We start from the raw sequence: 18,658 nt of genomic DNA, 5'->3' as shown, positions 1-18,658 counted from the left end.
AATACGCTCGTAATACGGTTTCCCTAGCGGCCGTACGCGGGGAGTTGGCCAGGGCGATGCGTTTGAAGTTCGATGCCCGCGCGCGGGCGATCCTGCGGCGGCTGCCCGTGGTGAATATCTATTCGGCGGCCGAGCTGGCACTGATCGCCGCGCTGGCGGTGCAATGCGCACGGCTCGCGTGGGTGGTGCTGACCCCCGTCTCGCCGCTCGGCGCGTGGATGCCGGCTGGCCCGACCGTTCCCGCCGACGCCGCCGGCGTGCTCGCCGGGTTCGATCCCTTCTACCGCGTCAGCGGCGCGCAGGCGCAGGGGCCGGCAGTGGTCACCTCGCTGCAAATGACGCTCTACGGCACCCGCATGGACGATGCGCAGGCGCGCGGCGCGGCGATCATCGCGGGGCCGGACGGCGTTCAGAAAAGCGTTGCGGTGGGCGAGGAGGTCGCGCCCGGCGTGGTCCTGAAGTCGGTCGCGTTCGACCACGTCACGCTGGAGCGCGGCGGGCGGAGCGAGGACCTGTTCCTCGACCAGTCCGGCAGCGGCACGGGCTCGGTGGCCGGACCGGAAGGCGCATCGGCGGCATCGCCCGCCGCCCCATCGCTCACGGCTCCGTCGATCTCGCCGCCGGGCACGGCACCGCCGGAGACGATGGCCGGCGGCCCGCTGGCAGCAAACAGTCCCAAGGTGTCGCCGCAGCAACTCCGCTCCGAGATCAGCGCGATCCCGCGGATCGAGTCCGGCAAGATGAACGGCGTCACGGTGCGCGGGCAGGGTGGCGCGGCGTTCCGCGCCGCCGGCCTGCGCGACGGCGACGTCATCACCTCGGTCGCCGGGCGCGAGATCTCCAGCCCCGCCGACCTGGAGATGCTCACGCGTGCCCGCGCGTCGGGCGGCACCCTTTCCCTCACGGTCGAGCGCGGCGGGCAACCGCTGCCGCTCACCATTCCGGTAGCACGATGAACCGTACCGCCACGCTCCTGTCCCCGCTCGCCATTCTCGCCGCCGTACAGCCGGCGGCGGCGCAGACCACGCTCAACGTCCGCGACGCCGATATCCGCGCCTTCATCGCCGATGCCGCGAAGGTCACCGGGCGCACCTTCATCATCGACAATCGCGTGCAGGGGAAGGTGACCGTCGTCACCGACCGGCCGCTGTCGCGAACCGAATATCTGGAGGTCTTCCTCTCCACACTGCGCGCCAATGCGTTGATCGCGGTGCCGACCGCCAACGGGGCGTTCCGCGTCCAGCCGATCGACAATGCCGCCAGCCAGCCGGGGCGGATCGGCCTCGCCGGATCGCAGCGTAACCAGCTGGTGACGGAGATCATCCGCTTGCGCTCCGTCGACGCTGCGCAGGCGGTCGATACGGTGCGCCCGCTGGTCAGCGCGCAGGGGTCGGTCACTGCCAATCGCGGCGGCAACAGCCTGGTGGTGGTCGATTTCGGCGACAATGTGCGCCGCGTCCGCGAAGTGGTTCGCCGTATCGACGCGGACACGTCGGCGACGCGGATCATCGCGCTGAAGAACGCGCGTGCGACGGAGGTGGCGACGGCGCTCACCGGGTTGCTCGGCGGCGGCGCGCAGGGCGGCGCGGCGGCGGCGACCGGCGGTGCTTCGGCGGTCGCGATCGAGAGCAGCAATGCCGTGGCGTTGCGCGGCGATCCGCAGACGGTCGCGCGCCTGGCGAATCTGGCGCGCGAACTCGATCAGAGTGCACGCAACGCCACCGAAATCCGCGTCGTGTTCCTGGAGAATGCCGACGCCAACCAGTTGCTGCCCGTGCTCCAGCAACTCGTCGGCCAGGCGCCCGATGCGATCCAGGAACAGGGGCTGAGTCGCACCGGGCTGAGCACCAGCAGCACCGGGTCGACCGGCGTCGGCGCGACGCCGCAGCCCGCGACCCGCAACCAGTCGCAGCAGAACACGACGCAACAGTCCGGCAGCCAGCCGCAGCAGGCGGCGATCCGCGGCGAGGGCGCGCGCACTGCGGCGGTCGTCACCCGCTATGCCGGGGCCAATGCGATCGTCGTCGCTGCGCCGGCCGACGTGCAGCGCCAGCTTGCCGACGTGATCACGAAGCTGGATCAACGCCGGCAGCAGGTGCTGGTCGAGGCGATCGTCGCCGAGGTGTCGGACAGCACCGTGAACCGGCTCGGCGCGCAATTCCTGCTCGGCAATGTCGACGGCGGCGCCTTCGCGGCGTCGACGTTCAGCAATTCGGCGCCGAACATCCTCCAGATCGCGGGTGCGGTCGGCGCGCAGCGGCTCGGCTCGACGCGGACGGTGGTGATCGCCCCCGATGGCACGCGGACCGAGACGAACACCAACAACAGCGCGTCGAACCAGCTGACGCAATCCGCGATCAGCTCGATCATCGGGTCGCAGGGCGGCTTCGGCGGCTTCGGCGGGCAGATCGGCAGCACGATCTTCGGCGCGATCATCAATGCGGTGAAAAGCGATACGCAGTCGAACCTGTTGCAGGTGCCGCAGATCATGACGCTGGATAACCAGGAAGCGCACACCCTGGTCGGGCAGGAAATCCCGATCACCACCGGCGAGGCGCTGTCGAACAATTTCGACAATGCCTTCCGCACGACGCAGCGCCAGAACGTCGGCATCGGGCTCGACGTGCGGCCGCAGGTCAATTCGTCGGGCACGATCAAGATGAACCTCCACCTGGAGGTCAGCTCGATCGCCGGCCCGGTCAGCAGCAACAATTCCGACCTCATTCTCAACAAGCGCGAGGTCGAGACGGTGCTGACCGTCGACGACGGCGCGATCGGCGTGATCGGCGGGTTGCTGTCCGACGAGGAGCGGCGCACGATCGAGAAGATCCCGTTCCTCGGCGACATTCCGGTGCTGGGCAATCTGTTCAAGAGCCGCGCCAAGACGCGCGCCAAGTCGAACCTGATGATCTTCATCCGCCCGACCGTGATTCGCTCGGCGGAGGAAAACCGCCGGGTGACGGAGCGGCGCTACGGCTACCTGCGGCTCCAGCAAGGCTTGCAGGACCCTACGGCCGAGCCGTCGATCGACGAGCTGGTCCGCGATTACATGGGCGCCTCGCCGCCGCTGCCGCCCGCGGGCGAGCCGGGCAGCCTCGAGGATCCGCGCGTCGGCGTGCCGGTGTACCGTAATTCCACCAGCGTCATCACCGGGGGTAAGAAGCCGCGATGATCGTGCGGACCGGAGCGGAACTCGACGCTGCGGCGGCGCCGCTGCCGCCCGCGGCGGATGGCGCGACGGTGCTGGCCCCACCCGTCATGGGGGCGGTGCCGGCGATCGCGCCGGTCGCGCTTCCCTATGCCTTTGCACGCAAGTTCGGCGTGGTGCTCGACGGGCAGGGCGTGGCGCTGCGCGAGGGCAGCGATCCGCGCGCGCTGATCGAGGTGCGTCGTGTGCTCGGCCGCGCGTTCGACGTCGCGGTCGTGCCGCCCGCTGCGTTCGACCGCTTGCTGGGCGAGAATTACGCCATGGACGGGCAGGCGACCGCCGCCGCCGCGGTCGGCATGGGCGACGAACTCGATCTGCTCGCCGAGGGGCTTCCGACCGCGGAGGATCTGCTCGACACCGCGGACGATGCGCCCGCGATTCGCCTGATCAACGGCATCATCGCCGATGCGGCGCGCAACGGCGTGTCGGATATCCATATCGAGCCGTACGAGACCGGCCTCGTCGTGCGGATGCGCATCGACGGCGTGCTGCGCGAGACGTTGCGGATGCCGCCGCACGTCGCGCCGGTGGTGGTCAGCCGGATCAAGGTGATGGCGCGGCTCGACATCGCCGAGCGGCGGGTGCCGCAGGACGGGCGCATGGGGCTGACGCTCGGCGGCAAATTGCTCGACGTGCGTGTCTCGACCCTGCCGAGCCGCGCGGGCGAACGGGTCGTGCTGCGTATTCTCGACAAGGAGAATGCGGGGCTGAACCTCGACGCGCTGGGGATGAGCGCGCCGATGCACGCGTTGCTGCGCGACGCGATCGCGGAGCCGAACGGGATCGTGCTCGTCACCGGCCCGACCGGCAGCGGCAAGACGACGACGCTCTATGCCGCGTTGCGCCTGCTGAACGACGGCAGCCGCAATATCCTGACGGTCGAGGATCCGGTCGAATATGCCGTCGAGGGCGTCGGGCAGACGCAGGTGAATGCCAAGGTTGGGCTGACCTTCGCGGCCGGGCTGCGCGCGATCCTGCGGCAGGATCCCGATACGGTGATGATCGGCGAGATCCGCGATCGCGAGACCGCGGAGATCGCGGTGCAGGCGTCGCTGACCGGTCACCTCGTGCTGTCGACCGTCCATACCAACGACGCGGTCGGCGCGATCACGCGGATGCGCGACATGAAGGTGGAGCCGTTCCTGCTCGCCTCGACGTTGCGGGCGGTGATCGCGCAGCGGCTGGTGCGTCGTCTGTGCAAACATTGCGCGCGCCCGGTGCAAGCTTCCGGGACGGTCGCGCCGTTGCTGGGCATCGACCCGCAAGCGACCGTGTACGAGGCGGTCGGCTGCGAACATTGCAACCGGACCGGCTTTCGTGGCCGGATCGGCGTCTATGAGGCGGTGCGCGTCGACGCCACGGTCCGCCGGCTCATCAACGAGGGTGGCGACGAAGATGCCATTGCGCGCCACACCTTCGTCAACAACGACACGCTCGCCATCGCCGCACGGCGGCTGGTAGAGAGCGGCCAGACGACCGCCGAGGAAGCCGTGCGCGTGTCGCGGAGCGAGAATGCCGATGCCGCCGAAGTGGCGATCGCCGATGCGCACTGACGCCGTAATGCGGTTCGGTCCGCGCAGCACCGGGCGCGCTCGAGATGCGTCCGTCGAGCATGTCGGTCATGGCTGACTTCGACTATCTCGCGATCGATACGCGCGGGAACGAGACGCGCGGGCATGTCAGCGCCATCGATCTGGAGACGGCGCGCAAGGCGCTGGATCGCAAGCGATTGTACGTCGTGCGGATCGAGCCGGGCGCGACGCCGCAGGCGCGGAGCCGGCCGTTGTTCGGTCTGGAGCTGGGGCGTGCGAAGATGTCCGGCAAGCAGCTGACGCTCTTTACGCGACAGCTGGCGACGCTCAACCGCGTCTCGCCGCTGGAGGAATCGCTGCGCACGATCACCCGGCAGACCGAGCAGGAAAGCGTGCGCGCGATCGTGCAGACGGTGCATACCGCGGTGGTCGAGGGGCGGCGGCTGGCCGATGCGATGGCGCGCGAGCCAAAGAGCTTTCCGCCGCTCTACCGCGCGATGGTGGCCGCAGGCGAGAGTTCGGGAACGCTGCCGCAGATCATGGAAAGGCTCTCCACGCTGCTGGAACGGCAGGCGGAGATCCGCGGCAAGCTGCTGACCGCCATGGCCTATCCGTCGGTGCTGGCGATCGTCGCGCTCGGCGTCGTGCTGGCGCTGATGACCTTCGTCGTGCCGCAGGTGGTGGAGCAGTTCGACACGGTCGGTCAGGAACTGCCGCTGCTCACCCGGCTGGTCATCGGCCTGTCCGACATCCTCGTCGGCTGGTGGTGGCTGATGCTGCTGATGCTGGTCGCACTGGGTTTCGGGGCGTGGGCGTTGCTCAGGCAACCGCCCGTGCGGCTGGCGTTCGACACGTGGTTGCTGCGCGTCCCCCTTCTCGGGCGATTGCTGCGCGACCTGCACGCCGCGCGGATGGCGCGTACGTTGTCGACGATGGTGGCGAGCCGGCTGCCGCTCCTGGAGGGCCTGAGCCTGACCGGCGGCACCATCCACAACCGCCGTTTGAAGGCGGCGTCGGACGAGATCACCGAATCGATCCGCGGCGGCGGCAGCCTGTCGGCAGCGATGCGGCGCGCCGGGGTTTTCCCGCCGCTGCTGGTCTACCTGGCGGCAAGCGGCGAGGCGGCGGGGCGGCTGGACGAGATGCTTGAACGCGCGGCGGATTATCTGGAGCGCGAGTTCGACCGCTTCACCGCTACCGCCATGTCGCTGCTGGAGCCGTTCATCATCGTCATCATGGGCGCGATCGTGGCGACGATCGTGCTATCGATCCTGCTCCCGATCCTCCAATTGAACACGCTGGCCGGACAATGAGAATGCCTATGTCGACGCAAAAGAAGACCCGGAAAAGGCGCAATGGCTTCACGCCCCGGCGGCGCTCCGCCGAAAACGGCTTCACACTGGTGGAGCTGATGGTGGTGATCGTCATCATCGGCCTGCTCGCGACGATCGTCGCGCTCAACGTGCTGCCGTCGGGCGACACCGCACGCATCCAGAAGGCGAAGGCCGATATCGCGACCATCGAGCAGGGTCTCGAACTCTATCGCCTGCAGATGGGCGGCTATCCGACCACGACGCAGGGGCTGCAGGCGCTGGTGACCCCGCCGGCGGGCGCGGATGCGGCGCGCTATCAGGCGGGCGGTTACATCAAGCGGTTACCGCAGGATCCCTGGAGCCGGCCGTATCTCTATGCCTCGCCGGGGCAGCATGGCGCCGCTGACATCTGGACGCTGGGTGCCGACGGCAAGGACGGCGGACAGGGGATCGATGCCGATATCGGATCCTGGCAGTAACGCGGATGCGCGCGCGCCCTGCGGCGCGCGCGGCTTCACGCTGATCGAGCTGATGGTGGTCATTACCGTCATCGGCCTGGCGTCGGCGATCGCGGTGCTGATGATGCCGGACACCCGTGGGCGTCTGATGGACGAGGCGGCGCGCTTCGCGGTGCGTACCCGCGCAGCACACGACGCCGCGATCGTCGAGGCACGTCCGGTAAGCCTGTGGGTGACACCGGGTGGCTATGGCTTCGACCAGTGGCGTGGCGGCGCGTGGACGCCGATGGACGGTGCGCTACGGGTCGAGCGCTGGAAGCCCGGCACAGCGGCGACCGGCGCCGCGCGCGAGCGACTGACCTTCGACACGACCGGGCTGGCCGACCGCGCGATGACCGTGACGCTGACACGCGAGGGAATGCGGACCGACGTGGTGGTCGATGCCGACGGAACGGTGCGTGTTGCAGGGTGAGGCGCAATCGGCGCGGGCGTGCGCGCCGGCGCTGCAGGGCGTGCGAGGACGTGCGCGAGAACCGGATGCGGTGGTGCCGGAAGGCGTTGACGGAGCGGCGTTGCCGTCGGCCGGAACGGTCGAGGCCGGTTCCCGCCGGGGTGGCGAGCCCGGGATCGATCGTCGCCGTTCGTCTTCTTGGGATCGACCGAACTCGCAGCCATTTGCCGTGAACGTGTCGCAGCACGCGCCCGGCACCACAGCCGGCGACCACCGCGGCACGCATGATGCGGGCGGTTCGAGCGTGATGCGCCTTGCGGGCGAGGTACGAGGCGCGGGCGATGTCGACGTCGCGCCGGACGGCCGCGGATCGGGCACGCGCGGGTTCACGCTGATCGAGATCATGGTGGCGCTGGTGGTGCTCAGCCTCGCCGCGCTCGCTCTGATCCGGCTGGAGGGGCAGACGATCCGCTCGACGGGGGTCGTATCCTCGACGCTGCTGGCGCAGATCGTCGCGCGCAACGTCGCGATCGAGGCGGTGACCGACCCGCAGCCGCCGGTGCGCGGGCGGGCGACGGGAATCGAGCAGGCCGGCGGGCGCAGCTGGACATGGGCGCGCGACGTACAGCCGCTGGGCGACGGCGACGTCCAGCGGATCGACGTCGCCGTCAGTGAAAGCGACAGCGGCGGCGCGGTGCTGGGACGGGCGACGATGGTGCGGCCGCCTCCCGCGCCCATCCAGACGCAGGTCGGTCAGCCGCTGAGCAGGCAGCCAGACGGAAGCCTGCAGGGTTCCGGTCAGACCGGGCAGGGATCATGACGCGCCGCCTGCCACCCTCTCAGACCGGGTTCACGCTGGTCGAGGTGATGATCTCGCTGATGATTTTCGGAATGATCGCCGCCGCCGGGGTCGGCTTGCTCGCGTTCAGCGTCCGTGCGCAGCAGGCGACCGGCGTGGCGCTGGACGACAATGCCGCGCTCAACCGCTTGGTGTCGATCCTGACCGCTGACCTGGCGCAGGCGCAGGACCGGCCGACGCGCGACCAGCGCGGTATCCTGCTGCCCGCCTTCTCGGGCGACCGCGGCGCGCAGCCGATCATGCGCTTCGTACGCGGCGGCTGGGCGAACCCCGACCAGGCACCGCGCGCGACGTTGCAGAAGGTGGAATATCGCCTGACCGCCGACGGGATCGAGCGCGTCGGTTACGCCGCGCTGGACGGATCGGCGCCGCTGCCGGCCGCGCTGCTGCTCGATCGCGTGCAGGAAGTGCGCGAGCGCTTTCGCTACGCCGGCGCGTGGAGCGATACATGGCAGGGCGACCAGCGCGCGGCCTTGCCGCAGGCGATGGAGCTGACGATCGTGCGCGCGGGCGGCCAAACCTACCGGCTGCTGTTCCTGGTCGGCACCGGCGCACCGCGAGCGCCCGACGCCAGCGGATCGCCCGGTTCCCCGTCCGGTCTCCAGCCTGGCGCCGGGACGGGCGCGCCGGGGACGATCGATGCGCCGCGCTGACCCGACGTCCAACCCCGCGCCGGGGAACGCAGTCCCGGGTCGGTGCCGGACCGCTCGGCCGTGCAGCGAGCGGGTCACGGACCGTAGTGGGAACGGGGGAGAAACCACCCGGCGCGTCGCGAGGCGCGTGCGGGCCGGCGAGCGCGGCGCGGCGCTGCTGACGGTGCTGTTGCTCGTCGCGGTGATCGCGGTGATGGCGGCGACCGCGCTGGAGCGGCTGCGGTTGTCGACCCGGCTGGCGGCCAACGCGGTCGCGCTGGATGCGGCGCGTGGCTATGCCTATGCAGCCGAGACGCTGGCGACGCGGCGCGTGACGACCCTGATGCAGCAGGCGCGCGACCGCGTGGCCCTGACCGGCGGATGGAGCGGGCGGCCGTTCGGCCTGCCGATCCCCGGCGGCACCGCGACTGCGCGCGTCACCGACGGCGGAAACTGCTTCAACCTCAACGGTCTGGTGACGTTCGGGTTCGGCGATGCCTATCTGGTCAAAACGCAGGCGCTGACGCGATTTCAACGGCTGGTCCGATTGCTTCGCGTGCCGGGCGGCGATGGGATCGCGACCGCCACGGCCGACTGGCTGGACAGCGACGACGATCCGCTGCCGGGCGGCGCCGAGAACGAGGCGTACCGGGGCTATCGAACGGGCGGTACGCTGATGGCCGACGTCAGCGAGTTGCGCGCGGTGAAGGGGGTGTCGCCCGAGGCGTACAAGATCCTGCGCCCGTGGCTGTGTACCTTGCCGGTAGCGCAGGAATCGGTGATCAACATCAACACGCTGCTACCGGAGCAGGCGCCGCTGCTCGCGATGCTCCTGCCCGACACGATGGGGGTCGCGCAGGCGCAGGCGGCACTGCTGCGGCGACCGCCGGGCGGCTATGTCAGCAAGGACCAGTTCTGGGCGCAGGTAGCGAGTGGCGGGGGTACGGCCGACGTCGCCGCGACCCAGCAGACCGGCGTGACGACGAAATGGTTCGCGCTCCGCATCGACGTCGTCAACGGCGGCGCGGAATTGCATGAGGAAGGGCTGATCGACGCGCGGACCCTTCCCGTCCGGCTCGCGACGCGGCAATGGGGGGATGTACCATGACCGCCGCGACGCTCCTCTTCCTGCCGACCGATGATTCGCAGCCGTGGCGATGGTGGCGGATCCGCGACGATGCCGTCGAGCGCGAAGGCGAGGGGCTACCGGAACTTGGCGCAGAGGATCGCGTCGTCGCGGTTGCGCCCGCCGATGCGGTGACGTTGCACTGGGCCAGCCTGCCGGCGCGTTCGCCTGCGCAGGCGCTGGCGGCAGCGCGGGTGGTGGTGAGCGACGCGACCGCCGAGCCGGCGCACGATCTGCACGTCGCGGTCGGGCGTGAGCGCGAGGGCGAGCGCGCGATCGCTGTCGTGGCGCCGGCGCGGATGGCGGGGTGGCTGGCTGCCATGGCACAGCGCGGGGTCGATCCGGTCGCGATTTTGCCCGCGCCGCTGCTGCTGCCCGAGCCCGAGGAAGGATATTGGCGCGCCGATCTGGCGGGGCAGGCGGTGGTGCGCGGACGCACGACCGGCTGGGCGGACGAGCCGGTGCTGACCGGGCTGGTGACGCGTGGCGAGACGCCGCGGTTGCTAGACCGCGCGGCGGTGCATGCCGCGGTGGTGGGCGCGATGGCCGAGCCGGCGATCGACCTGCGGCAGGGCGCGTTCGCGCGGCGTCGTCGGCGCAATGCGATCGATTGGCTGCTGGTACGGCGGCTGGCGGTGCTCGCGGGGCTGATCTTGCTGGCAACGCTCGCGATCGATGTCGTTCGGATCATGCGTTATTCGTTCGGCGCCGATGCGGTCGAGCAGCGCGCCGGCGAGATCGCGCGGCAGGGCCTGCCACGCGGCACCGGCGAGGGCGACGCCGCGCGGATGCTGGGCGAGCGGCTGGCGGCACTGCGCGGGCCGGGGCAGGGGTTCACGCGGACGGCGGCGGCGGTCTACGCGGTGGTCGAGGCGGTGCCGGAGAGCGAAGTGACTGCGTTGCAGTTCGAGCCGAACGGAAGCTTGCGCGTCTCGCTTTCGCTGGCAGGCGAGGCGCAGGCGAACACCGTCAAGTCGCGGTTGTCTGCCGCAGGGTTCACGGTGGAATCGAGCGTGTTCCAGCAATCGGCCGGGCGGCTGACCGGCGACATGACGGTGCGGCCATGAACAGTCTAAGGGCGTGGTTCGACGGGCGATCGCTGCGCGAACGGCGCTTGCTGCTGGTGATGGTCGCGCTGGCGGCGGTGACGCTGCTGTGGGGGATAGTGATCCGGCCGGTGCGCGGCGGGCTGTCGTCGTCGCGCGAGCGCTACACCGATGCGGTGATCCGGCTGGGCAGCGCCCAGGCCGGGCTGACGCAGGTGAAGGCGTTGCAGCGCCGTGCGACGCCGCTATCGGCGCCGCTCGCCGATATCGTGCGCGCACGCGCGGATGCGGCAGGGTTCACGCTTGCCAGCCTCGATATCGAGGCGCCCGGGCGGGTACGCGCGGCGATCGCGACGGCCCGAGCGGGTGCGCTGATGCAATGGATCACAGCGCTGGAGGGCGAAGGCATCCTCGTCGACTCGCTGAGCGTGTCGGGTAATGGACCCGGTAGTGTCACCGCGACGATGACGTTGCGGGCGCGGGGGGCATAGATGCGGATCGCATTGGCCACCCGGCGCCGGACGCTGTTCCTTGCGGTCTTCGCGCTGGCGATGCTGGCGTTCCTGCCGTTGCGGCTCGCGCTGGGATGGGGGGGGCTGGACGGGCAGGGTTTCACTGCCCGTGAGGTGACCGGAAGCCTGTGGTCGGGCCGGCTGGTGGAGGCGCGGTTCGGCGAGATCGCGCTTGGCGATCTCGATGCCGGGCTGTCGCCGCTGGCGCTGCTGATCGGTCGGGCACGGATCGCTTTGGAGAGCGAGTCGGACGATCCGGCGCAGCGGTTGTCGGGCACGGTCGAGATCGCGCGTAACCGGGCCGCGGTGATCGACGCCACCGGGCCGCTGGCGCCCGGCAACGCGTTCGCGCCCTTGCCGGTGACCGCGCTGAACCTCGATGCCGTCACGGTGCGCTTCGTCGACGGCGCGTGCGAGGCTGCGCGAGGGCGCGTGCGCGCCACACTGGCGGGAGCGTTCGTCGGGCAGCCGCTGCCGGGCGCGCTGAGCGGAAACGCACGCTGCGATGCCGGCGCGTTGCTGTTGCCGCTGGCCAGCGGTGCGGGCGAGGGCGTGAATTTGCGGCTCTGGCCCGACGGGCGCTATCGTGCCGAACTGACGCTGGTGCCGAGCGATCCGGCGATCGCCGCACGGCTGGACGGTGGCGGCTTCACCGCCAATGGCGCTGCGCGGACCCTTGCGGTAGACGGGCGCTTCTGAATCGCTTGACGAACCGCCCACACCGCCGCTAGGGGCACGGCCTTCGCGGCGATCGTAGCTCAGTTGGTTAGAGCATCGGTTTGTGGTACCGAGGGTCGCGGGTTCAAGTCCCGTCGGTCGCCCCATTTCCCACACCTTTCCGTTTCTTGCTGGCGTTTTGCCGGCGACAAGAATATTGCGTCGCCCGGAAATTAAATGCCGCGTGATGGAGAGACGATGACCTCGGTCTGGGACTATTCCGATTTCGACAGCCACGAAGGGCTGCACCTGTTCACCGATCCGACATTGGGTCTGAAGGCCGTCATCGCGGTCCATTCGACCGCGCTCGGGCCGGCGGCGGGCGGCGTGCGCTTCTGGCATTACGCGGATGATTCGCGCGCGATCACCGACGCGCTGCGACTATCGCGCGGCATGAGCTACAAGAACGCGATGGCCGGGCTGGACCTGGGCGGCGGCAAGGGCGTCGTGCTGGCGGACAAGCCTGGCGCGACGATCAGCGAGGCGCAGCTGGTGGCATTCGGGCGCGCGGTCGAGTCGCTGGGCGGGCGCTACGTCACAGCGGAGGACGTCGGCATGTCCGAAGCGCGGATGAAGGTGATCGCGGGCGAGACGCGCTACGTCTCCGGCCTGCCGGTGGCGCAGGGTGCGGCTGGCGGCGATCCGGGGCCGTATACCGCACACGGCGTGTACCTGGGCGTGCGGGCGGCGGCGAAGCGCGGGTTGGGCAGCGACGACATGCGCGGCGTACGCGTCGCGGTGCAGGGGCTGGGATCGGTCGGTGGCGGTCTCGCGCGGTTGCTGGCCAAGGACGGCGCGGTGCTGACGCTGGCCGACGTCGATCAGGTGCGGGCGGAGCGGATGGCCGCCGAGCTGGGCGCGACGACGGTGGCTCCGGAGGCTATCCTTTCGACCGATGCGGACATCGTGAGCCCGAACGCATTGGGCGCGATCCTGACCGAGCGGTCGATCCCGACGCTGAAGGCGAAGATCGTCGCCGGTGGCGCGAACAACCAGCTCGAGACGCGCGCCGACGGGCAGCGATTGCACGATGCCGGGATCGTCTACGCACCCGATTACGTCATCAACGCCGGCGGGATCATCAACGTCGGGCTGGAATATCTCGGTCATGGCGACGAGGCCGAAGTGATGGCGCGGATCGCGCAGATCCCCGGGCGCCTCGATCAGGTGTGGGATGAAGCCGCGACGACGGGCGATCCGACGGCCGAGGTAGCGGACCGGATCGCGCGGCGTTTGATCGGGCGGTAACAGGTTGCGAAGCGGTCCGGGGCGGCGCGTGCGTGGCCCGGGGCCGCTTCGTCCCACCCGAGTCCAGGGAAAGCGGGCCGCCACGGCCGCCCCACCTTTTTGGCGGGTGACGACCGCCCTCACTTCGCTTATCTCGCTCGCGTGCCAGCGTTACATGCCTTTGCCAATCCGGCGCGTTTCCTGAAGATCGCGCGTCCGCTTACCCCCATCCTGTGGTGGGCCGGGGTGGCGTTGATCGCAATTGGATGCTGGGCGGGGCTGACGCAGACCCCTGCCGATTATCTGCAAGGTGAGACGGTGCGCATCCTTTACATCCATGTCCCGGCCGCGTGGCTGGGGATGGGCGGATGGAGCGGCATCGCGATATCCAGCATCGTCTTCCTCGTGTGGCGGCATCCGCTGGCGGCGATCGCCGCTCGCGCGATCGCGGCGCCGGGGGCGATCTTCGCCGCATTGTGCCTTGTCACCGGCGCGATCTGGGGGCGGCCGACCTGGGGAACGTGGTGGCAATGGGATGGGCGACTGACGTCGATGCTGCTGCTGTTCTTCGTCTATCTCGGCTTTATCGCGCTGGCGCAGGCCGATCGCGAGCGCGACGGTGATGGACGGATCCCTGCGCTCTACGGGATCGCGGGCACCGTGCTGTTGCCGGTGATCCGCTATTCGGTGGTGTGGTGGAACACGCTGCATCAGGGACCGAGCATCGGCCTGACCGGTTCGAGCATCGATCGATCGTTGCTCTGGCCGCTGCCGATCATGCTGGCGGGCTTCAGTTTGTTCTTCGGCGCCGTCGTGCTGATGCGGATGCGTGCGATGTTGGCGCGTGAGAAGGCCGAGGCGCGGTTGCGGCGGCGGGCGCGCGCATGAACCCGTGGCCGTTCGTGACCGCCGCGTACACGCTGACGCTGGCGGGCGCGGCGCTGCTCGGCTGGTGGAGCTGGCGCCAGATGCGGGACGCCGAGAAATGACGAGGAAGAACCAACGGTTGATGCTGGTCCTGCTCGGGCTGGCAGCGGTCGGCGTCGCGGCGTTGCTGGCGTTGTCGGGACTGCGCGATCAGGCGGCGTTTTTCTACGCGCCCGGCGATGTCGCGGGCGCGCTGCCGCCGCCCGACAAGGCGGTGCGGCTGGGCGGGATGGTGGAGCGCGGATCGATACGCCGCGCCGCCGATGGCGTGGCGATCGACTTTGTGGTGACCGACGGCAAGGCGACGACCCCGGTGCATTTCAGCGGGATCGCGCCGGACCTGTTCCGCGAAGGATCGGGCGTGGTCGCCGAGGGGCATTTCCGCGCCGACGCATCGTTCGTCGCGACCAATCTGCTCGCCAAGCACGACGAGAAATACATGCCTCCGCAAATGGCCGGTAAAATGCACGAAACGCGCACGTTGGAGCCGCGATAATGGGCTTTTTCGCGCTTTTGCTGCTCGGCGGTGCCGCGTTTGCGGCGATGGCGTTCGTGCTGCGCGTCGATCGGCTGCTGTGGTCGATGCTGGGCGCGGCCTTGTGCCTCGGCGGCGTCGGCTATGCGTGGCAGGGGCGGCCGACGCTGCCGGCCGCAGCGCCGCAGCACGCGGCCACCACCACGCCGATCGATATCGAGGAGACCCAGCTTCGCGACAGCATGTTCGGGCGCTTCAATGCCGACACCGCCTATCTGGTCGCGGCGGATGCGATGACGCGTAGCGGCAACGACGATGCGGCGGCGCGGGTGATGCTGGGCGGGCTGTCGAAACTGCCGCAGAGCTTTATCCTGTGGACCTGGGCGGGGGTGACGCTGGCGGCGGATGCCGGGCACGTCGTGTCGCCGCCGGCGCTGCTGGCGTTCCGGCAGGCGGCGCGGCTGGCGCCCGAGCATCCGGCGCCGCCATATTATCTCGGCTTCGCGTATCTGGAGGCGGGCGATCTGACGAAGACGCGCATGTTGTGGACGCGAGCGGTGGCATTGTCACCGGAAGGGACGCCGTACCGTGCCGAGATCGCGCGGCGTCTGGCGTTGCTCGAGCGACTCATCGCGATGTCGCAGCGGCGCTAGGCGCGGCTGGTATAAAGGCAGAGCGGGGGAGATGGTCGCTCGCGTTGCGGGTCTGTGAGCGAACGTAGCAGGCGGGAGCGCGACGCGGTGGTCGCGCTCCCGATTCCAAAGCCCTATTTGCCCCGGCCGGTCTTCTCTTGCAGCGCGTCGATCCGCTTGGAGGCGTCGCCCTTGGTCAGCGACTCGTCGAACTCCTCGCCGGCTTCCTCGCTGAGCGTCTTGAGGTAGCTGGCCTGCGCGCCGGTCATCGGCTCATCGCCGGTCGTCCAGTCATCGGGATCCTTCTCCGCATTGGAGAACGGCTCGCTCTTCGGATTATGGGTATCGCTCATGGTCACATGTCCTTCCGACGGACATAACATTTCTGTTCGCTGCCTGTTCCGCGTTGCGGGGCCATCGGCCGCGTGCTAGGCGCGCCACATTATGGCCACGCATGCGGATGTTGTCTCGATAGCGGTGGCCGGCGCATGAGCGTCGCGACGACCGACCCTGCGGTACGCGCGCAGGCGGGTACGGCTCATCACAATCATCATCAAAGTGGTGGTCTCGGGAAGCTGGCGCTTGGCGCGATCGGCGTCGTTTACGGCGATATCGGCACCAGCCCGCTTTATGCGATGAAGGAAGTGTTCGTCGGGCACCACCCGCTCGCCGTCGATCCGCTGCATATCTTCGGCGTCATCAGCCTCGTCTTCTGGTCGCTGATGCTGATCGTGACGGTCAAATACGTGCTGATCGTGCTGCGCGCCGACAACAACGGCGAGGGCGGCAGCCTGGCATTGCTCGCGCTGATCCAGCGGCGATCCGGCGCAGGGAAGAAATGGGGGCCGAGCCTCGTGATCCTCGGCGTCCTGGCGACGGCGCTTTTCTTCGGCGACTGCATGATCACGCCCGCGATCTCCGTGCTGTCGGCGGTCGAGGGGCTGGCGACGGTCGAGCAGGGCTTCGGATCGTTCGTGCTGCCGATCGCGGTGACGATCCTGATCGCGCTGTTCTACATGCAATCGATCGGGACCGAGAAGGTCGGGCGGCTGTTCGGGCCGATCATGGTCGTCTATTTCGTGGTCGTGGCGGTGATGGGCGTGGCGCACATCATCCAGCGGCCGGACATCCTGTTCGCGTTGAATCCATTATACGCGGTCCGCTTCGCGCTGAACGACGGCGGGCTGGCGTTTCTCGCGCTCGGCTCGGTCGTGCTGGCGGTGACCGGTGCCGAGGCATTGTACGCCGACATGGGACATTTCGGCCGCCGGCCGATCGCGATGGCGTGGCTGGCGTTCGTGTTGCCGGCGCTGATGCTCAACTATCTGGGGCAGGGCGCGCTGCTGCTCGAGCAGCCGCAAGCCGCGCAGAACCCGTTCTTCCTGATGGCGCCGGAGGACTGGCGACTGCCGCTGGTGATCCTGGCGACGATGGCGACCGTCATCGCCAGCCAGGCAGTGATCACCGGCGCCTATTCGGTGGTGCAGCAGGCGGTGCAGCTCGGGCTGATGCCGCGCATCCGCATCACGCACACCAGCGCGTCCGAAGCGGGCCAGATCTACATCCCCGCCGCCAATTGGGCGTTGATGGTGATGGTGCTGTTGCTGGTCTTCGGGTTCGGCGAATCGTCGAACCTCGCCGCGGCGTACGGGATCGCGGTGACCGGCACGATGTTCATCTCAACGTGCATGATCGGGGTGCTGATCCGGCGCGTGTGGCATTGGCCGCTGTGGGCGACGGCGCTGTTCGAGATCGTGTTCCTCTCGATCGACGGGCTGTACTTCGCATCGAACCTGACCAAGGTGCCCGACGGTGGCTGGTTCCCGTTGCTGGTGGCCGTGATCGTGTTCGTGCTGCTGACCACATGGTCGCAGGGGCGCAAGCTGATGATTGAGCGGATGCGCGAGGCGGCGATGCCGATCCGGATCTTCATCGACTCGGCGGCGACGTCGGCGACGCGCGTGTCGGGCACCGCAGTGTTCATGACCTCGACACCGGAGGGCGTGCCGCACGCGCTGCTGCACAATCTGAAGCACAATCGCGTCCTGCACGATCGCGTCATCCTGCTGACGGTGCGCGTCACCGACATGCCGTATTTCCCGGAGGAGGATCGTTTCCTGCACGAGGATCTGGGGCAGGGCTTCCACCGCGTCATCCTGCGTTACGGCTTCATGGAGGAGCCCGACGTTCCCGCGCATCTCAACACGTTCGGCGGGTGTGGCGCGGCGTTCAGGATGATGGACACCAGCTTTTTCCTGAGCCGGCAGACGTTGCTGGCGTCGGAGCGGCCAGGAATGGCGATCTGGCGCGAGAAGCTGTTCAGCTGGATGCTGCGCAACGCGGAAAGCGCGATGGAGTTCTTTCGGCTGCCGACCAATCGCGTCGTCGAACTGGGTAGCCAGATCGAGATTTGACCGACGCGGGCGCCCTTGCTCCGATCATCGTCACCGCGCTGTTCGGGCGCGAGGACCAGGCGTTCTTCGAGGCCGAGCGACGCGCGCATTTCCCGCCCGAGCGCAACCAACTGGCGGCGCACCTGACGATGTTCCACCACCTGCCGCCGACGCTGGCCGCGGAATTGCGGCAGCGGCTGGTGGCGGAAACGCGCGGCGTCGCCGCCCCGGCGGCGCGGATCGCCGACGTGATGTCGCTGGGACGCGGGGTGGCCTTTCGGATCGACAGCCCGGAACTGGCGGCGGTCCGCGCCCGGCTGGCGGACGCGTTCGCGGGGCTGCTGACCCCGCAGGATGCCGGCGGCTGGCGTGCGCATGTCACGGTGCAGAACAAGGTCGAGCCGGCAGTGGCCAAGGCGCTGCTGGAGACGCTGCGCGCCGGTTTCCGCCCGCGCCCGGTGGCGATCGCCGGGCTGGCGGCGTGGTGGTATCGCGGTGGCCCGTGGGAAATGCTGTCCAGGCACATGTTCACCGCTTGACCCGCGCCATTCGGCTGATATAGCCCGCGCCTCACGAGGGTTCGGCGCTCCCGGAAACGGGGCGGAGTAGCTCAGCTGGTTAGAGCAGCGGAATCATAATCCGCGTGTCGGGGGTTCAAGTCCCTCCTCCGCTACCAACCCTCGTGCGCAGAAATCCGCCATTTCTTAGCTGTTTTGCCCTCCTTGCGGGTGCAATTGGCTTTTGTCGGGTGCTGCGATCATTTTCCGCAGTTTTCCGTGCTTTCCGAATGGCTCCCGGCGGCTCCGTGCAACACGGATGCGACATGATCTACCGCGTCGAATCGGCGGATCAGGTAGATGCCCGCCGGCTCGGCTGACGCTCAATCAGGCGTTCCAAGCGCATGTTGGTCGCGTCGTCCCTGTTCGTGCCAGACCATGACGAGGACGCCGCGATACCCTCTGATGGGATCGAGCGGCATTCAAACCGCTCGACCTCATCACCTCGTATCCGGATTAGCTTCCCTCCCAGCTTGAAGTGAGGCAGCTCACCGCTCTTCACGAGCGCGTAGATGGTGTCGGTCGAGCAGCCCCAGTGATCTGCCAGCGTCGCTACTGAGTGGATGCGAGGTGCCATGTTTTCTCCCCCGATG

Annotated in this window: 20 protein-coding genes and 2 tRNA genes; 20 read left to right on the top strand and 2 right to left on the bottom strand. The window is 68.9% G+C overall.

Annotated elements, in window-relative coordinates:
* Positions 1-56 precede the first annotated feature (56 nt).
* From SPHPHY_RS0113535 to SPHPHY_RS0113450, 17 genes are all read left to right on the top strand, one after another.
* Complete coding sequence (locus SPHPHY_RS0113535; RefSeq protein WP_022687224.1) at positions 57-956, top strand: type II secretion system protein N; 900 nt, start codon at positions 57-59, stop codon at positions 954-956.
* A complete protein-coding gene (gene gspD / locus SPHPHY_RS0113530) occupies positions 953-3,172 on the top strand; it encodes a type II secretion system secretin GspD (protein WP_022687223.1) in 2,220 nt (739 codons plus the stop codon). The genes SPHPHY_RS0113535 and gspD overlap by 4 nt, the downstream gene beginning before the upstream one ends.
* 86 nt (positions 3,173-3,258) lie before the next feature.
* On the top strand, positions 3,259-4,761 hold the full coding sequence (locus SPHPHY_RS0113525; protein WP_196802220.1) for a GspE/PulE family protein: 1,503 nt from the start codon (positions 3,259-3,261) through the stop codon (positions 4,759-4,761).
* Positions 4,762-4,829: 68 nt separating this feature from the next.
* Complete coding sequence (gspF, locus tag SPHPHY_RS0113520; RefSeq protein WP_028056902.1) at positions 4,830-6,053, top strand: type II secretion system inner membrane protein GspF; 1,224 nt, start codon at positions 4,830-4,832, stop codon at positions 6,051-6,053.
* Between the two features lie 8 nt (positions 6,054-6,061).
* Positions 6,062-6,532 (top strand): type II secretion system major pseudopilin GspG, encoded by a 471-nt coding sequence (gspG, locus tag SPHPHY_RS0113515; RefSeq protein WP_022687220.1) that lies wholly within the window; start codon positions 6,062-6,064, stop codon positions 6,530-6,532.
* Complete coding sequence (locus SPHPHY_RS0113510) at positions 6,507-6,983, top strand: GspH/FimT family pseudopilin (RefSeq protein ID WP_022687219.1); 477 nt, start codon at positions 6,507-6,509, stop codon at positions 6,981-6,983. Before gspG ends, SPHPHY_RS0113510 begins: the two co-directional genes overlap by 26 nt.
* Complete coding sequence (gene gspI, locus SPHPHY_RS22715; protein WP_331271022.1) at positions 6,952-7,782, top strand: type II secretion system minor pseudopilin GspI; 831 nt, start codon at positions 6,952-6,954, stop codon at positions 7,780-7,782. The genes SPHPHY_RS0113510 and gspI overlap by 32 nt, the downstream gene beginning before the upstream one ends.
* Positions 7,779-8,474 carry a type II secretion system minor pseudopilin GspJ gene (gene gspJ, locus SPHPHY_RS0113500; RefSeq protein ID WP_022687217.1) on the top strand — a complete coding sequence of 232 codons (696 nt, stop codon included), beginning with the start codon at positions 7,779-7,781 and terminating at the stop codon, positions 8,472-8,474. The genes gspI and gspJ overlap by 4 nt, the downstream gene beginning before the upstream one ends.
* 127 nt (positions 8,475-8,601) lie before the next feature.
* Positions 8,602-9,561, top strand: a complete 960-nt coding sequence (gspK, locus tag SPHPHY_RS0113495; protein ID WP_022687216.1) for a type II secretion system minor pseudopilin GspK — start codon at positions 8,602-8,604, stop codon at positions 9,559-9,561.
* Positions 9,558-10,646: a type II secretion system protein GspL gene (gspL, locus tag SPHPHY_RS0113490; protein WP_022687215.1), complete on the top strand. Its 1,089-nt coding sequence runs from the start codon at positions 9,558-9,560 to the stop codon at positions 10,644-10,646. Before gspK ends, gspL begins: the two co-directional genes overlap by 4 nt.
* Positions 10,643-11,116 (top strand): type II secretion system protein GspM, encoded by a 474-nt coding sequence (gene gspM, locus SPHPHY_RS0113485; RefSeq protein ID WP_022687214.1) that lies wholly within the window; start codon positions 10,643-10,645, stop codon positions 11,114-11,116. The genes gspL and gspM overlap by 4 nt, the downstream gene beginning before the upstream one ends.
* A complete protein-coding gene (gene gspN / locus SPHPHY_RS0113480) occupies positions 11,117-11,836 on the top strand; it encodes a type II secretion system protein N (RefSeq protein WP_022687213.1) in 720 nt (239 codons plus the stop codon).
* 48 nt (positions 11,837-11,884) lie between these two features.
* Positions 11,885-11,961: transfer RNA gene (locus SPHPHY_RS0113475), tRNA-His, on the top strand.
* Between the two features lie 91 nt (positions 11,962-12,052).
* Positions 12,053-13,102 (top strand): Leu/Phe/Val dehydrogenase, encoded by a 1,050-nt coding sequence (locus SPHPHY_RS0113470; protein WP_028056899.1) that lies wholly within the window; start codon positions 12,053-12,055, stop codon positions 13,100-13,102.
* Positions 13,103-13,243: 141 nt separating this feature from the next.
* Entirely contained in the window at positions 13,244-13,969 is a 726-nt protein-coding gene (ccmC, locus tag SPHPHY_RS0113465; protein ID WP_022687211.1) for a heme ABC transporter permease CcmC, read from the top strand.
* 97 nt (positions 13,970-14,066) lie between these two features.
* Positions 14,067-14,504, top strand: coding sequence for a cytochrome c maturation protein CcmE (gene ccmE, locus SPHPHY_RS0113455; protein ID WP_022687209.1), 438 nt, complete (start codon positions 14,067-14,069; stop codon positions 14,502-14,504).
* Positions 14,504-15,136 carry a tetratricopeptide repeat protein gene (locus tag SPHPHY_RS0113450; protein WP_022687208.1) on the top strand — a complete coding sequence of 211 codons (633 nt, stop codon included), beginning with the start codon at positions 14,504-14,506 and terminating at the stop codon, positions 15,134-15,136. The genes ccmE and SPHPHY_RS0113450 overlap by 1 nt, the downstream gene beginning before the upstream one ends.
* A gap of 113 nt (positions 15,137-15,249) precedes the next feature.
* On the opposite strand, the gene SPHPHY_RS0113445 is transcribed toward SPHPHY_RS0113450, so the two are convergent.
* A complete protein-coding gene (locus tag SPHPHY_RS0113445) occupies positions 15,250-15,468 on the bottom strand; it encodes a DUF3072 domain-containing protein (protein ID WP_022687207.1) in 219 nt (72 codons plus the stop codon).
* Between the two features lie 135 nt (positions 15,469-15,603).
* Between SPHPHY_RS0113445 and SPHPHY_RS0113440 the strand changes: the two genes are divergently transcribed.
* From SPHPHY_RS0113440 to SPHPHY_RS0113430, 3 genes are all read left to right on the top strand, one after another.
* Positions 15,604-17,529: a potassium transporter Kup gene (locus SPHPHY_RS0113440; RefSeq protein ID WP_022687206.1), complete on the top strand. Its 1,926-nt coding sequence runs from the start codon at positions 15,604-15,606 to the stop codon at positions 17,527-17,529.
* Positions 17,526-18,047, top strand: coding sequence for a 2'-5' RNA ligase family protein (locus tag SPHPHY_RS0113435; protein WP_022687205.1), 522 nt, complete (start codon positions 17,526-17,528; stop codon positions 18,045-18,047). Before SPHPHY_RS0113440 ends, SPHPHY_RS0113435 begins: the two co-directional genes overlap by 4 nt.
* Before the next feature lie 60 nt (positions 18,048-18,107).
* Positions 18,108-18,184 (top strand) — tRNA-Met (locus SPHPHY_RS0113430).
* 173 nt (positions 18,185-18,357) lie between these two features.
* Here the strand turns inward: SPHPHY_RS0113430 and SPHPHY_RS22800 are convergent.
* The gene (locus SPHPHY_RS22800; protein WP_081645309.1) at positions 18,358-18,642 is read right to left on the bottom strand and encodes a helix-turn-helix domain-containing protein; all 285 of its coding nucleotides are present in this window, start codon (positions 18,640-18,642) and stop codon (positions 18,358-18,360) included.
* Positions 18,643-18,658: the final 16 nt, after the last annotated feature.

The sequence above is a fragment of the Sphingomonas phyllosphaerae 5.2 genome (genome assembly GCF_000419605.1).
In the GTDB taxonomy this organism is placed as follows: domain Bacteria; phylum Pseudomonadota; class Alphaproteobacteria; order Sphingomonadales; family Sphingomonadaceae; genus Sphingomonas; species Sphingomonas phyllosphaerae_B.
Note: the sequence above shows the minus strand (reverse complement) of the source record. Positions and strands in the feature narration are given on the sequence as shown.

Coding starts and splice junctions, on each gene's coding strand:
- gspJ (WP_022687217.1), top strand. CDS start 7,779: ATGACGCGCCGCCTGCCACCCTCTCAGACCGGGTTCACGCTGGTCGAG.
- gspN (WP_022687213.1), top strand. CDS start 11,117: ATGCGGATCGCATTGGCCACCCGGCGCCGGACGCTGTTCCTTGCGGTC.
- SPHPHY_RS0113450 (WP_022687208.1), top strand. CDS start 14,504: ATGGGCTTTTTCGCGCTTTTGCTGCTCGGCGGTGCCGCGTTTGCGGCG.
- gspI (WP_331271022.1), top strand. CDS start 6,952: ATGCCGACGGAACGGTGCGTGTTGCAGGGTGAGGCGCAATCGGCGCGG.
- SPHPHY_RS0113470 (WP_028056899.1), top strand. CDS start 12,053: ATGACCTCGGTCTGGGACTATTCCGATTTCGACAGCCACGAAGGGCTG.
- SPHPHY_RS22800 (WP_081645309.1), bottom strand. CDS start 18,642: ATGGCACCTCGCATCCACTCAGTAGCGACGCTGGCAGATCACTGGGGC.
- gspM (WP_022687214.1), top strand. CDS start 10,643: ATGAACAGTCTAAGGGCGTGGTTCGACGGGCGATCGCTGCGCGAACGG.
- SPHPHY_RS0113445 (WP_022687207.1), bottom strand. CDS start 15,468: ATGAGCGATACCCATAATCCGAAGAGCGAGCCGTTCTCCAATGCGGAG.
- ccmE (WP_022687209.1), top strand. CDS start 14,067: ATGACGAGGAAGAACCAACGGTTGATGCTGGTCCTGCTCGGGCTGGCA.
- SPHPHY_RS0113535 (WP_022687224.1), top strand. CDS start 57: ATGCGTTTGAAGTTCGATGCCCGCGCGCGGGCGATCCTGCGGCGGCTG.
- gspF (WP_028056902.1), top strand. CDS start 4,830: ATGGCTGACTTCGACTATCTCGCGATCGATACGCGCGGGAACGAGACG.
- SPHPHY_RS0113525 (WP_196802220.1), top strand. CDS start 3,259: ATGGGGGCGGTGCCGGCGATCGCGCCGGTCGCGCTTCCCTATGCCTTT.
- gspL (WP_022687215.1), top strand. CDS start 9,558: ATGACCGCCGCGACGCTCCTCTTCCTGCCGACCGATGATTCGCAGCCG.
- gspD (WP_022687223.1), top strand. CDS start 953: ATGAACCGTACCGCCACGCTCCTGTCCCCGCTCGCCATTCTCGCCGCC.
- SPHPHY_RS0113440 (WP_022687206.1), top strand. CDS start 15,604: ATGAGCGTCGCGACGACCGACCCTGCGGTACGCGCGCAGGCGGGTACG.
- gspG (WP_022687220.1), top strand. CDS start 6,062: ATGTCGACGCAAAAGAAGACCCGGAAAAGGCGCAATGGCTTCACGCCC.
- SPHPHY_RS0113510 (WP_022687219.1), top strand. CDS start 6,507: ATGCCGATATCGGATCCTGGCAGTAACGCGGATGCGCGCGCGCCCTGC.